General features: G+C 70.1%; 6 protein-coding genes. All 6 read right to left on the reverse strand.

The genetic code is table 11. From position 1 onward, the window contains the following. Positions 1 to 47: 47 nt before the first annotated feature. From Q358_RS0109510 to Q358_RS0109535, 6 genes are read right to left on the reverse strand one after another with little or no spacing between them, the layout of a single operon-like run. Complete coding sequence (locus Q358_RS0109510; RefSeq protein ID WP_027961821.1) at positions 48 to 1382, reverse strand: aminotransferase class I/II-fold pyridoxal phosphate-dependent enzyme; 1335 nt, start codon at positions 1380 to 1382, stop codon at positions 48 to 50. Then, complete coding sequence (locus Q358_RS0109515; RefSeq protein ID WP_027961822.1) at positions 1379 to 9073, reverse strand: type I polyketide synthase; 7695 nt, start codon at positions 9071 to 9073, stop codon at positions 1379 to 1381. The genes Q358_RS0109510 and Q358_RS0109515 overlap by 4 nt, the downstream gene beginning before the upstream one ends. Beyond that, entirely contained in the window at positions 9066 to 10796 is a 1731-nt protein-coding gene (locus Q358_RS17075) for an LTA synthase family protein (protein WP_051530286.1), read from the reverse strand. Before Q358_RS17075 ends, Q358_RS0109515 begins: the two co-directional genes overlap by 8 nt. Beyond that, positions 10793 to 11569, reverse strand: a complete 777-nt coding sequence (locus Q358_RS0109525) for an SDR family NAD(P)-dependent oxidoreductase (RefSeq protein ID WP_027961823.1) — start codon at positions 11567 to 11569, stop codon at positions 10793 to 10795. The genes Q358_RS17075 and Q358_RS0109525 overlap by 4 nt, the downstream gene beginning before the upstream one ends. Continuing rightward, the gene (locus Q358_RS0109530) at positions 11548 to 12822 is read right to left on the reverse strand and encodes a capsule biosynthesis protein (RefSeq protein ID WP_027961824.1); all 1275 of its coding nucleotides are present in this window, start codon (positions 12820 to 12822) and stop codon (positions 11548 to 11550) included. Before Q358_RS0109530 ends, Q358_RS0109525 begins: the two co-directional genes overlap by 22 nt. Next, positions 12823 to 14838 carry a capsular polysaccharide biosynthesis protein gene (locus tag Q358_RS0109535; protein ID WP_027961825.1) on the reverse strand — a complete coding sequence of 672 codons (2016 nt, stop codon included), beginning with the start codon at positions 14836 to 14838 and terminating at the stop codon, positions 12823 to 12825. Positions 14839 to 14876 lie beyond the last annotated feature (38 nt).

The following is a 14876-nucleotide window of genomic DNA, read 5'->3' on the forward strand; positions in this document are numbered from 1 at the left end:
ACTGCCGGGGTCTGACCCCATTTGGGTGTGGGGTCTGACCCTATTTGTTAGATGGCGGCGGCGAGGGCGTCGAGGGTCCGGTCGATCTGTTCCCGGGTGTGCTCGCAGCTGAGGAAAAAGCGTAGCCTGGCACTCTTCTCGGGGACGGCGGGGTGGAGGATGGGCTGGACGTTGATGCCGCGCTGGAAGAGGTCGTGGGAGAGTCGGGCGGCGAGCGGTGAGCTGCCGACGATGATCGGGACCACGGCGGCGCCGATGCTCTGGCCGGTGTCGAGCCCCATCTCGCGGGCCTGTTCCAGGAAGTAGCGCGAGATGGCATGCAGGGTCTGGACGCGTTCGGGCTCCTGCTGCATCAGCCGCAGGGCGGTCAGCGACGGGGCGGCGACCTGGGCCGGCATGCCGACGCTATACAGAAACCCGGGGGCCAGGTAGCGCAGGGTCTCCACCAGGGCGGTGCAGCCGGCGATATAACCGCCACAGCCGGCCAGGCTCTTGCTCATGGTCCCCATCCAGATATCCACGTCCTCGGCGGGCACGCCGAAGTATTCCCGCAGGCCCAGGGCATGGTCGCCCAGCACGCCGAAGGAGTGGGCCTCGTCGACCATCAGCCAGGCCTGATGGCGGCGCTTGATGTCGATGAAGCGCGGCAGGTCCGGCACGTCGCCGTCCATGCTGTAGAGGCCTTCGATCACGACCAGCACGCGTTCGAACTGCCCCCGGTGCCGGGTGAGCAGGGCGTCCAGCGCCGCGGGGTCGTTGTGGGGGAAGGAGATGCGCTTGGCACCGGACAGCTGGGCCCCCACCAGCAGGCTGTTGTGGATATAGGCATCGTGGATCACCAGGTCACGGGGGCCCAGCAGATAGCCGAGGGTGGAGACGTTGGTGGCGTGGCCGCTGACGAAGGCTACGGCGTCATCCACCCGGTAGGCTGCGGCGATGGCCCGTTCCAGTTCGCGGTGGATGGGGCGCTCGCCGGAGACCACACGGCTGGCCGAGACCGAGCTGCCGTAGCGCTCCAGGGCCTCCTGGCCGGCGCGCGTCACCCGTGGGTCGCCGGAGAAGCCCAGATAGTTGTAGCTGGCGAAGTTGAGGTATTCACGGCCATCGATCAGCGAGGTGGCGCCGGCGTTGCCATCATGCACCTTGAAGAACGGGTCCGTCAGGCCGAGCCGACTGGCCCCTTCGCGCAGCATGCTGATCTGCTGATAGCCGGGGTGGGCGTCGAAGCGGGTAAAGCGCTCCGGCACGCGGCTGACCATGCCGGCCCCGGGCGTTGAGTCCGCCTGTGTCGAACGGGCGGAAACCGCGGCATCGCGGGGTCGCTGGCGCTTGCGGGCCTGGGCCAGCAGTTGGTTCTTGAGGCTGGTACGCCGCTGGCTCATGGCTCGCCCTCCTCGGATTGCTCGCTCGTCTGGCCAAGCGCCTCGGCACCATGCTGGCGGGTCAGCGTCGTCAGCGGGTCGCCTTCAGCCGGCTCCTCCTCGTCACCGCCATGCTGTAGTTTCCGTATCAGCACAGCGGCGAGCTTGTCGATGGTCGAGGCCTCGCCAAGCACCATCACCGGCACATTGATGCCGAGGCGTGCCTCGATGGCGGTCATCAGCTCGACGCCCATCAGGGAGTCGAAGCCCATCTCGTAGACCGAGCGCTGGGTATCGATCTTCTCCTCGTCGATCAGCAGGATGGCGGCGAGCTCCGCGCGCAGCAGGTCGGTCACGGCGGCGTAGAGCTCCTCGGGGCTCAGGCTGGCGAACAGCGCCGCCAGGTCCTCGTCGCTCTCGTCGCCGTGAGCGTCGTCATCGGCCTGGCGGGCGATCTCGCTGAAGCGCGGGCTCTGGGCGGTGGGCAGGAAGCGTGCCAGGGCCGACCAGTCGAGCTCCAGCACCCCCAGGCTGGGGCCGCCCAGTTGCTCCTTGGGCCCCAGCAGCAGCGGCTCCATGACGCCCAGGGCGTCATCCGAGTGCAGCGCCGAGCCGCCCAGCCGCTCCTGCAGGGCATCGCGGGTGCGGGTGTTGCGGGCCAGAAAGCCCACGTCCTCGATGGCGCCCCAGCGCAGGCAGGTGGCGGGCAGCCCCCGCTGGCGCCGCGCGGCGGCCAGTGCCTCCAGCCAGTGGTTGGCGGCCACGTAGCTGGCCTGGCCGGGGTTGCCGAACAGGGTGGTGGCCGAGGAGTACATCACGAAGAAGTCCAGATCGGCGTCGCGGGTCAGCTCGTCGAGATGGCGAGCGCCGTCGATCTTGGGGGCCAGCACCCGGCGGAGGCGTGTCTCGTCGAGGTTGCGGATCAGGCCGTCGTCGATCACGGTGGCGGCATGTATCACGCCGCGCAGCGGCGGAAGCGTGGCCTGGCACTCGCCGAGCAGCGCCTCCAGTGCCCGGCGATCGGTGATATCGCAGGCCGCGGCCACCACCTCGACGCCCAGGGCCTCGAGCTCGGCCACGCCTGACCGGGCCTCGTCGCTTGCCGCCCCGCTGCGCCCCACCAGGATCAGATGGCGGGCGCCGCGATCGGCCAGCCAGCGGGCGGTCCTTAGGCCGAAGCCGCCCAGGCCGCCGGTGACCAGATAGCTGGCCTCGGCCGGCAGGCGAAGGCTCACCCTCGGCTTGTCGCCGGAGGGAGCGGGGATCTGTGCCTGTTCGTGGGTGACCACGACCTTGCCGATCTGGCGGGCCTGCTGCATATAGCGGAAGGCCTCGACCACCTGCTGGCTGGCGAAGGCGGTATAGGGCAGGGGCGTCAGGGTGGCGTCCTGGAACAGCGCCATCATCTCGCCGAACAGCTGGCCGGTGAGCTCGGGGAGCTCCTTCATCAGCTGATCGGAGTCGATGCCGAAGTAGCTGAGATTGTTGCGGAAGGGGCGCAGCCCTATAGGGGTATTCGCGTAGAAGTCGCGCTTGCCCAGCTCCAGGAAGCGCCCGAACGGACCCAGGGCGCGCAGGTTCTGGTTGATCGCCTCGCCGGCCAGGGAGTTGAGCACCACATCGACGCCGCGGCCGGCGGTGGCCTCGAGGATCTCCTCGCCGAAGGTCAGCGCGCGGGAATCGTAGAAGTGCTCGATGCCGAGCAGACGCAGGAAGTCGCGCTTCTCGTCGCTGCCCACGCTGGCATGGATCTCGGCCCCCAGCCACTGGGCGACCTGGATGGCGGCGATGCCCACGCCGCCGGCGGCGCCGTGGATCAGGATCTTTTCGCCCGGTGCCAGTCGCGCCAGATGCTTGAGCGCGTAGTAGACGGTGAAGAAGGTGGTCGGAATGGTCGCCGCCGCGGCGAAGCTTACCCCCTCGGGGATCGGTGCCACGGCCTGACGGCTGGCGATCAGCCGGTCGCTGAAGCTGGCCGGGCCGAAGCCCACCACCGCATCACCCACCGCCAGGTCCGTTATATCGTCGCCCACGGCGGCGATGACACCGGAGAACTCCAGGCCCAGGGTGGGGCCGGCGAAGCCGTTCTCGATCGCCTCGTCCGAGAGCAGGCCGAGGGTGTACATGACATCGCGGAAATTGAGGCCGGTGGCCCGGACGTCGACCTCCACCTCCCCGGCGCCCGGCCGGGGCAGCGCCATCGGCGTCCAGCGCAGATGGCGCAGCTGGCCGGGCAGCTCGAAGCCCAGGGTCATGGTCTGGCGCTCGCCTGGCTCGTTTTCGGGCGCCGGAATCTGAAACGGCTCGACAGCGGGAGCCTGAACCGGCTCGGCAGCGGGAGCCGGAACGGTACGCAGCCGGGTGGCGAAGCGCTGGCCCTCGGCGTCGAGCACGACTTCGGTCTCGGCGTCGGGGACGGTGAGCTCGTCGAGCAGCGCCTCGATCACGGCATCATCGAGATCTCCGGCGGGGAGGTCGAGCAGGCGCACCGCATAGCCGGTCGATTCATTGGCCAGGGAGCGGCCGAAGCCCCAGAGGGCGGCGTCCATGGGGGCGGAATCCCCCTGGCAGGCGTCCGAATTATCTGGGGTGGAGTCCCCCTGCCACATGGGGGCGACGCCGTGGGTGATCAGCCAGAGGCTGGCCTGCTCGCCGAGGGGTTCGAGGGTCTGTGCCCACTGCAGGGCCTGCTCGCAGCGCCGCTCGCCTCCGCGTAGATCGACGAGGATGGAGCCTTGGGGTCTGACCCCAATGTGCAAGTCGGGGTCAGACCCCAGGTGTGGGGTCTGACCCCATTGGGCGATGTGCACCTGGTGGCCGTGGGCGGTCAGACCGGCGGCGAGGCGCTCGGCCAGCGGCCGGGAGGTGGCGTCGGCGACCAGCTGAAAGTCGGGGTCTGACCCCAAGGGTTGGGGGTCTGACCCCAAGGGTTGGGGGTCTGACTCCAGGTGTGACCCCTGGTGTGGGGTCTGACCCCATTGGGCGTGGATCAGGTAGGCGCCGCGTTCGTCGTCTTCCAGGGGGATGCGGTCGATATGCCGGGCGCCGAGGGCGTCGAGTTCGGTGGTGACGTCGTCGCTCTCCATGGCCTGGAGCAGGGTGCCGTGGTCCTCGAGGCCGGGGGTGGCCAGCAGGGTGTCGAGCCAGGCGCTGGGCTGAGTGCCGACCACCAGCAGGTGGGCGCCGGGGGCCAGTCGCCGCGAGGCGGCCTGGAGCAGGCGGCGATTGCGCTGGCGATGCCCGGGCTCGAGGCTGATCAGCGCCAGCCGTGCCGAGCCGGGCTCGGCGGCGGGGGTGTCGCTTTCCTCTTCCAGGCGTGCGATGTCGATCAGCGGGAAGCGTTGCTGCAGCTGCTCGGCCTGGTGCCAGGCCTGCTCGCCGGCGCCGAGGATGGCGTAGTCGCAGCGGTCGGGGTCGAGCAGGTCGCAGAGCCGTTCTCCCAGCGCCGGTGCGGCGGCACCGGCCTCGAGCAGGCCCAGGCGCTGGCCGGTGGGCAGGGTCTCGAGCACCCGGGGCAGGGCCTGACGCAGGGCGCCGGCGATGGCCTGCCAGCCGGCGGCGCCGGGCAGCTGCCGGGTCAGGTGGGCCAGGACCTCGGCGGTGAGCCCCAGGTCGTCGGCCGTGGCCCGGTCCGTGAGCAGCGCGTCCAGGTGCAGGCCGAAGCGTCCCAGGCGCTGTATGGGGGCGAAGTGGTCGGGATAATCGTGTACCAGCAGCTGCCAGATGGCCTCGGGGGCGACCCGCTCGGCGGCGTCATCGCTCAGGTGCCAGCCGTGTTCGTCCACCGTGAGGCGCCCGGCGGCCTCGAGCTGCGCGAGCAGCTGGTCGAGCAGGCGCCGGCCGTCGAGGTGGGCACCCGTGAGTTCGCGGTAGCGCGCCGGGGTCAGGGTGGCGCCGCCATTGAGGCGTTGCAGGGTCTCCACGGCGAAGGCGTCGGCCAGGCTGTCGAGCAGCGGGTCGACCTCGCCGGCGTAGCGCCCCCCGGTCAGGCGCGTAAAGTCGTCGAGCAGGCCCGGCATGGCCGCATAAAGGGCATTGAGATCGAGGGTCTCGCCGCCGCCCTGGCGCGGTGCCGGCGTGAGTGCCACGTCCAGGTAGCTGAGGCGCTGGTGGTGCTGGCGGCGCAGGCGAATCGCCTTGAAGCGCGTCTCGCTGAGGACCGCCACGGCCCGTCCGTCGGCGTCGAAGAGTTCGAAGTCGGCGGTGAAGGAATGGGGCGCGCGCTTGAGCATGCGGGCATGGGCGAGCGCCGGCACCCCGCCATCGGTGAGCAGCTGCAGGCGGCCGACGCGCACCGGCACGAAGGCCATGGCGTCGCCGTGGATGCCCTGGCGGCGCGCCTCCTGGGCCAGCAGCGGAATGAACAGCTGGAAGGCGCTGTCGAGGATGCCCGGGTGCAGGTTCATGGCCCCCAGGGTGCCTTCAATGGCGGCGGGGGGCTCGACGGTGCCGAGGATGCTGTCGCCCTCGACCCAGGCTCGGGAGATCGCCTGGAAGGCGGGGCCGTAGTGCAGCCCCAGGTGCTCGGCCTCGGCCAGGTGCTCGGCCAGGGTGATATCGGGTTCCCGGGCGGGCAGGGCCGGGGCCGAGCGGCGCAGCAAGAAGCCTCGGCTCTGCTCCATGACCCGGGCCACGGCATTGAGTTGCCATTCGCCGTCGGCCAGGGGCTCCCGGGAGCGAATCTCGAGGCGGCCGTCGTCCCGGGCCAGGTGCAGGCGCAGGCGCCGCCCGTGCTGGCCGTCGAGCAGCAGCGGCGCGCGTATTTCCAGCTCCTCGATATCCAGGCAATCGGCGTCGCGTCGGTGGCGGGCCGCGGCCAGGGCGAGTTCGGCGAAGCCGGCCCCGGGGAATACCGCGCCGTCGCCGACCACGTGGTCGGCGAGCCAGGGCAGGCGGCCGGTATCCAGCTGGCTTTCCCAGGTGCCGTCGTGCTGTGCCAGGCGATAGCCGAGCAGCGGGTGTTCGTAGTCGCGCTCGAGCAGCTTCTGCCCCTGGGCGGTTCCGGTGGCCCAGTAGTGCTCACGCTGCCAGGGGTAGCGAGGCGGCTTGACGAGGCGGCTGGCGACCGGGAACCAGCGGCGCTCGTCCAGCGGCATGCCGCTGAGCAGTGCCTGGCCGATGGCCCGGTCCATGCAGGCTTCGGCGGGTTTGTCACGCTCCAGGGTGGCGAGCACCCGGCCGTCACACTCGCGCGCGCCCAGGGCGTCGCTCAGGTAGCGCCGCAGGATGGGGTGGGCGCCGATCTCGATGAACAGGCGGGTGCCGTCGTCGATCAGTGCCTCGATGGCGGCGTCGAAGCGTACCGGCCGGCGGATATTGTGCCACCAGTAGGCGGCGTCCAGCTCGGTGCCGGCCAGGCGCTCGCCGGTGACGGTCGATACGAAGGGGAGCGTCTCGGCCTGGGGGGCGATATCCGCCAGCGACGCGAGTACGCCGGCCTCGATGCCGTTCATGGCCGGGCTATGGAAGGCGTAATCCAGGGGCAGGCGCTTGGCGATGCTGCCGGCCTCCTTCAGGGCCTGCTCGAGGCGCTCCAGGGCATCGGCATCGCCGGCCAGCGTCACGCCCCGCGCGCTATTGATGCCCGCCAGGTGCACGCCGGGATAATCCCCGGTGGCGAGCCAGTCGCGGATCTCGGTCTCGCCCAGCGCCACGGCACTCATCTGGCCCTGGCCCCGGGTCTTGCCCTGGTAGTGGCTGCGGAAATAGATGACCCGGACCGCCTCGTCCAGGCGCAGCGCGCCACAGGCCCAGGCGGCGGCGACCTCGCCCACGCTGTGGCCGGCCACGGCGGCGGGCTCGATGCCGTGATGGCGCAGCAATTGGGTGAGGCCCACCTGCACGGCAAACAGCGTCGGCTGGGCGATCTCGGTCCTGGCCAGGCGGCTTTCGGCTCCTTCTATGTTTGCTCCTGCTCCGTTTGCCCCCTCTCCGTTCTCCCCCTTTCCGTTCTCCCCCTTTCCGTTTCCGTTTTCATTACGCCCCTCGAGCTCGGCGCGCAGGGAGAAGTCGGCGTGGCGCTGGAAGAGGGCGTCCACCTCGTCCACGGCGGCGGCGAAGACGGCGGAGCCGGCCAGCAGGTCGGCGCCCATGCGCTCCCACTGACAGCCGTTGCCGGCATAGATGAAGCCGGGGGCGCTGGGCGTCGACAGGCGCTTGCCGGGCACCACCTCGGGCGGGTCCGCCTGGTCGGCATCGGCGAAGGCCGCCAGCCGGCGGGCGGCCTCGGCCTTGCTGTCGGCGAACAGCAGGGCGCCATCGGGGTGATGCTCGCGGTGGCGATACAGGGTATGGGCGATGTCGTAGAGGTCGGCGTCGGCGTGCTCGAGCCAGGCGGCCAGGTCGCCGGCCATCGCCCGCAGGGCGGGCTCGCCGCGCGCCGAGAGGCGCAGCGGTAAAGGGCCACGCAGGGCGGGCTCGACGGGAGCCGCCGGCGTCGAGGGCGGGCTTTCGAGGATCACATGGGCGTTGGCGCCGCCGAAGCCGAAGGAGTTGACGCCGATGACCAGGCGCCCCTCGGGCCTCAGGGGATAGGCCCGGGTCACGACTTCGAGATTCCACTCGTCGAACTTGATATGAGGATTGAGCTTGCGAATGCCGATGGTGGCCGGCACCTCGCGGTGTTGCAGGCTATACAGCGCCTTGGCCAGGCCGGCGACGCCGGAGGCGGTCTCCAGGTGGCCGACGTTGCTCTTGACCGAGCCGATGGGCAGCGGGGCCCGGCGATGCTTGGCCAGGGCCTCGCCGATGGCGCGGGTCTCGATGGGGTCGCCCACCGCGGTGCCGGTGCCGTGGGCCTCCAGGTAGTCGATCTCGTCGGGGGCGATGCCGGCCCGTTCGTAGGCCTGGCGCATCAGTGCCGCCTGGGCACTGGGGTTGGGGACGGTCAGCCCGGACTTGTGGCCATCGGTATTGACCGATGACCCCGCCACCACGGCCAGGATGGGGTCGCCATCGGCCAGCGCCTTGGCGTAGTCCTTGAGCAGGAAGAGGCCGGCGCCCTCGGAGCGCACATAGCCGTCGCCGTCGGCGTCGAACACCTGGCAGCGCCCCGTGGCGGAGAGCATGCTCGCCTTGGAGAAGATGATAAAGCCGTAGGGATGCAGGTGCAGGCTGATGCCGCCGGCCAGCGCCATGTCGGTCTCGCCGGCGCGGATCGCCTGGCAGGCCTGATGAAAGGCCACCAGCGACGACGAGCAGGCGGTGTCCAGCGACATGCTCGGCCCGTGGAGATCAAACGCATAGGAGAGCCGGTTGGAGGCGATGCTGGAGGTGTTGCCGGTGGCAGTGGAGGCGTCGATGGCTGCCATGTCATCGGCCAGGCGGTAGGAGTAATCCAGGCTGGCGATGCCCAGAAAGACGCCGCATTGGCTGCCGCGCAGTGAGGCGGGCACCACGCCGGCGCTTTCCATGGCCTCCCAGGCCAGCTCCAGCAGCATGCGCTGCTGGGGATCCATGCTGGTGGCTTCCCGGGGCGAGATGCCGAAGAAGTCGGCATCGAAGCCGCTGATATCGCCCAGGCTGCCGGCGGCGAAACTCACGCTGGTGCCGGGATGGCGGCGGTCGGGATGCTGGTAGGCTTCCTGGCTCCAGCGGTCCTCGGCGACGCGGGTCACCAGGTCCTTTTCGGCCTGCAGGTCCTGCCAGAACGTTTCAGGGGTGGTGCCAGGGAAACGGTGGGCGGCGCCGATGATGGCAACACGTCTAGTCATTCTTGCTCCTGATGGCTCCGGGGCTGCCTGTAGGGTCGCGTTTGTCAGATGGTGCCGGTTTGGCGTCGATCAGTAGCTGATCCAGCAGGCACTGGCCGAGTGCCGCCACCTCGAGGGGCTCATCGCCGGGTGGCGTCGGCGAGGGGCGGCGGCTCGACCAGATGGCATGGCAGGTGTCGCCGCTGGGTGCGCCAATCTTGCGGTACAGATCGTCCATGATCGGTACATGGTCACCATACCAGCAGAGCATGCCGTGCCGGGCGTCTGGTGTAGCGGGCGTCAGCTGCCGCTCGAGGCGTTCCAGCATCCGGTCCGCATTGCGCAGGTGGCGCAGGTAGACCCTGAGGTCCTCGTTGCCGACGGCCGGCGACGAGGCCGCCAGTCGTGGCGCATCCTTCGGGACGGGACGCTCGAGATGCAGGGGGCCGTGATTCTCCATGGTGATCGCGAAGACGAAAAGGGGCCTATTATCGCTGTGATCGAGCAGGGTTCCAACCTTCTCGGCTAACGCGGCGTCGCTGATGTACTGGCCGTCACGAGAGCACTGGCCGTCACGAGCGGACTGGCCGTCATGCTCGCCGCCCGGGAAGGCCCGGATATCGAGAAATTCATCGAAGCCCATCTTCGGCATCACGCGATCCCGTCCATAGAAGCTTGCCGGATAGGGGTGAACGCAGACCGTGCGATACCCCAGGGCCTTGAGGCGGCTGGCCAGGGTGGGCAGGGGGCGGCGAGCCAGTTGGGGATAGGGATTGAAGCGGTGGATGCCGAAGGCATCGGCGGGCAAGCCGGTCAGGAAGGACGCCTCGGTGCGCACGGTATTGGCGCCCCAAGCGGGAACGGCAAGCGGCCCCTGGGAAACGGCCTCTTGTGTCAGCCGGTCCCAGGCATCCAGCAAGCCTGGCGGGGTCGCCGGCAGCCAGCCGCGAGGGTCGAAGAAGGATTCACTCTGTACCACTACCACATGGGGCAGGCGTGCCGGATCGATGGTGGCACCCATCGGCGCATCATCGGGCGCCGTAAAAGGCGGCGTCTCGAAGGGCGCCGTGAAAGGAGGCGCGTCGTCGGGCGCCGTAAAAGGCGTCGTGTCCTCGGGCGCGATAAAAGGAGCCGCGAGGCCGGACACGTCCAGCGGGCGCAGGGCGAGGCGGCCGTAGGCCCACAGGGCGGCGGCGAGCCCCAGCCGCTTCAGGTCGTCATGGGGCGCCAGGCTGCAGGCCGGCAGTTGCCTCAAGGCGGGCAGAAGCAGCAGCAAGGAAGCCGCGACCAGGCCGGCCCCGGCGGCGAGAAACGCCCCGGCGCCGTGCTGCGTGACCAGTGAGGGTTCGAACCACAGGAAGGCGGCGATGGCCAGGGCCCCGGCACTACTGGCGGCGATGGCGAGCCCGATGCCGAAGAAGGGCACGTACAGCCGCGGGTGCAGGATGGCATCCAGGAAGTATGCGAAGTCCTGGCAGATAAACGGCTCGTTGAGCGTCGCGGACTTGGTGTTGCTCGTCTGTACCACCACCAGCTGCAGCGAGACGATAAACATCAGCGCGAACCACGGGCGCTGCAGCACCAGCATGAAGAGGGCGAAGAGCAGCAGCCAGGAGGCCAGGTGCACCCCCTGGGTGGCCCATGGCCGCCGCCAGACGACGCAGGGCGCCGGGCGCAGCAGGGCCTCCACGCCCAGGGTCAGCAGCCAGCCGATGACCAGCGGCGGCCAGAGGGCGCTGATCATGGGCGGCTCCCGTAGCCCATCAGGCCCACCAGGCGCTGGGAGAGCCACGCGGGCAGCACCGCCAGCCACCAGCAGCCGGCATTGAGGAGAAAGGGGAAGCCGATGCGGGCACGATTACGCTCGACCCCCGCCTTGATGACGCGGGCGGCCCTTTCCGGCGGCCATTCCCAGGGCTTGGGACCGGGCATGGCATGACACATGGGCGAGCTCACGTAGCCTGGCATGACGACGCTGACCCCGACGCCATGGGGCGCCAGGTGGCCGCGAAGGCCTTCACCGAAGGCCTTGAGGCCCGCCTTGCTGGCGCTGTAGCCGGGGGTGGTAGGGAGCCCATGCCAGGCGGCGAGCGAGCTGATGAACACCAGCTGGCCGGCGCCGCGGGCAGCCATGCGGGGCGCCAGGTAGTTGGCCATGGCCATGGGGGCGCGCAGGTTGATGTCGAGCAGGCCGCTGACCTCACTCCAGGGCTCCAGCTCGGTGGCCGAGGCGACATGGGTGTTCTGCCCGGCGTTGGCGATGACGATGTCGGGCAGGCCATCGGCCTCGAGGCGCGCCAGCCATTGGAACAGGCTGGCGTCGTCGGTCAGGTCATGCTGGGCCAGCTCCACCTCGGCACCGCGTTGGCGACAATCGTCGGCCAGGGTCTCAAGGGGTTCGGCGCGGCGGCCGTGCAGTAGCAGGCGCGTGTCGGGCGCGGCATAGGCCCGGGCCAGGGCGCCGCCGATGGCGCCGCTGGCGCCGGTGATCAGAATCAGGCGACGCGGGGCAGGCATGACAGCAAGGTCTCCAGGGGGGAGTGGTCGGCTTCCAGCCGGGGAACGGCGTTGGTCACGGCCAGCTCGATGCCGGTGCGACAGTAGAAGCCGCCGTTGAGCTGGGTGCAGTGCAACAGGGTCGTGCGCAGCGCCTGGAAGAGCGCATCGTCGGGCCGGGAGGGTGCCATCCAGAATCGGTCCAGGGGGCCATCGAAGGTCAGACCCGGCAGGGCGTAGATCGGGTCGCTCAGGGCTAGCGTCGGGCAGCCGTGCTCCAGGGCGACCAGCCCCGAGGTGCTGTTGACGGTGACCATGCCGGCCGCCTTATCCAGCAGGACGTTAAGATCGCCGGACTCCAGGTAATCAAGGCGCCCGGCCAGGCCCAGCTCGGCCTCCAGGGCGCGGATGAGGGCGGCATAATCGATCAGCCCCATGTCCAGGGGGTGGTTCTTGATCACCAGCCGGGCCTCGGGGGCGGCGTGGGCGGCGAAGGAGCGCAGGGTGGTCTCGATGACCTGGCGCATGTCCTTGAACGGCGAGTGGTCGCGGATCTGGGCGTCGCCGTTAAGCTGCAGGGCCAGCACGAAGTAGGGGGCGGGGCCCGCGACGAGCCGGTGAATGCACTGGCTATCCCGCCGGCGGCGTCGCGTGAGGCGCAGCCGGGTGAAGCGTCGGACATAGCCTGCGTATTCCCGAGGGGCGGTGATCGGGGCGTGGTTGCGGTAGCCGGGAAAGGCCAGGGGGTTGGCTAGCCCGGCCAGGTGATAGGCGACATCATGCATGGCGCGCACCCGAAAGCGCGTGCGAAACCTCTGGATCCGGGCCGGCTTGGTCAGTGCCGCGGCGGCTCGGTGGTACCAGTCCGGGTCCCGGGGCATCGGGGAGTGGCCGTTGACGCCCTCGCGTTCCAGGGTGATCCAGTGGGGGCGCAGGTAGCCCTCCTCGAAGACATGGTTGCGCACGCCCTGGCGCCGGGCCTCGGCCAGGGCGGGGCGATGCACGGGGCGGCGGTCGCCGAACATCACCTGGTCGGTGATGGCGTGGCGCCGGTAGAGGGCCGAGAGAAACGCCGGCAGCTGCTCCGGGTGGCCGCGAAAGTCGTGGTGAGACGCCTTGTGATGGCGCATCCCGCGGCGATAGAGACAGTCGCCGCCGTTGAAGTTGACGACATGCACCCGGTGGCCGCGTTCGCCCAGCCGCTCGGCGAGCCGCTGGAAGAAGGGCGTGCTGGGGCCTTGAAGCAGGAGAAAGGAGCGTGCCTTGTCGTGCATCTAGTGCCTTTCGATAAAGAGGTGGCGATATCCGCGATAGAGGCGCTGGGGCAGCGGCAGGGCGCGGGTCGTGCGCCGCTGCTGTTCCAGCAGGCCGACGGCCGTCTCGACGTTGATCAGCCGCCGAGAGCGGGGGTCGAGATAGGTGGGGTACAGGATCAAGCAGCCCGCCACCAGTTCGTCCAGCGTCAGGCGGCGGGCCCGCCTCGGGCAGTGCCGGCCATGGTCCCGGGTCAGGCCCCAGCCGGCATAGAAGGGCGTTCCCCAGGCGGTGACCCGCCGGCCGCGCAGCAGCGCCTCGAAGCCCGCCAGCGAGCTCATGGTATGGACGTCGTCGACTCGCTCGAGCAGCGCGGTAATGCTGATATCGGTGATCAGGCGATTATACAGACGGCGGGCCTCGGTATCGAGCTGCCCGAGGCGGGCGCCGCTGACCACGTCGGGGTGTGGCTTGTAGAGGATATACGCCTCGGGATGAGCGGCGCGCACCCGGCGCAACAGCTCGGCGTTGGTGGCGATCTCCGGGGCGGCGCAGCGCACCGAGGCGTCGCTCTCCACCTGGCCCACCACCAGCAGGATGCGGTGCTGTTCGGGGAGGTCGAGCCCGGCGGCGGGGGTGCCGACGTTGTACTTGTTCAGGCCCGCGGACACGATCCGCTGGCGCAGGCGCCGGGCCCTGTCCAGCAGATGAGGAGAGAAGGTCGTGTCATTGAGGAGCCGCTCCAGGTCGCTGGCGCGGCGGGGGTCGTAGTGGATGCCGCTGGCGTCGATGATCAGCGAGAGCGGGCGCACCAGGTCCACCCCGAGCCCCACCGAGCGAATGAAGCCGTCCTCCATCCGCCAGAGGGGAGCCGCTGGTGGCTGGCGCTCCAGGGCCTCCAGCGCTTGATGGTGGCTCGACCAGACGAGCCGCCTGATGCCGGCCGTGGGGGGGGCATCGTCGGGGCGGGCGACATGCTGCAGCCGGGCGCGGGCGCCGAGGAAGTCACCCACGAAGCGGCGCTTCCAGGAGGAGAAGCCGATGCCCACCCAGTCGCCCGCCAGCTGGGCGTGGCGGCGCTTCTGGTCGGCGATCAGGTCGATGGTGGCCTCCAGGGTGGAGGGCTCGCCGGTATAGGGGTTGGCGTAGCGGCAGTAGCGCAGGTAGGCGGCGGCGAAGACCTCCTCCAGGCGCCGGGGCCGGCCCCGGCGCGGGCAGGTGAGGCGGTCGTCGGTCAGCCCCCAGCCGGCATAGAAGGGCATGCCGTGGCACACCACCCGGCGGCCCGCGAGCAGCGCCTCGAAGCCGAGCTGGCTGGTGACGACATGGACGCTGTCCACCGCGTCGAGCAGGGACCAGGGGGCGAGGGCCTCGCCGACCAGCCGGCAGCGGGGGTGGTGTCGGGCCGCCTCGAGCAGGTGCCCGCGCTTCTTGCCGGCGACCACATCGGGGTGCACCTTGACCAGGATATCGGCCTCGGGGTGTTCGGCCAGCGCCGCCTGGAGCATGGCCTCGAAGGTGGCCGCCGCGGCCAGGCCGAACTCGATGGAGGCGTCGCCCGCAGTCTGGTCGACCACCAGCACCCGGGGGCGGTCGCCGGCGGGAAGGGCCCGGGCCGGGGCGTGGTTATACTTGGACAGCCGGTATTCGCGTATCAGCGCCATGCACCGCCGGGCCCGCGCCAGTTCTTCGGCCGCGAAGGGGGCCGCGTGGATCAGCCGCTCGAGATCCGAGGGGCGGGTCGCGTCGTAGTAGATGCCGCGATGGTCGACCACCAGGCTGTGGGGCTGATGGCCGTCGACGCCGAGCCCCCAGGAGCGCAGGAAGCCATCCTCCAGGGCCACATAGGGGATGGCGTGGCGGGCCGCGAAGCGTCGCGCCTTCAGGGCGGTGGGCTTGCGCCCCCAGCCCAGCACGGCATCCGGCCGCCGCCAGGGCCGCAGCGCGCTAAAGCCCCGGTACTCGTGGAGGCAGGCGGGCAGGATACGCAGGCGACGCATGCCGGGGGTCGCACAGGCGGCAGTAAGAGAAGGCATTCCGCTAGGGGCTCCATGCAGGGTCGAAGGGTAGAAGT

This window comes from Halomonas halodenitrificans DSM 735, from assembly GCF_000620045.1.
Classification (GTDB): Bacteria; Pseudomonadota; Gammaproteobacteria; order Pseudomonadales; family Halomonadaceae; genus Halomonas; species Halomonas halodenitrificans.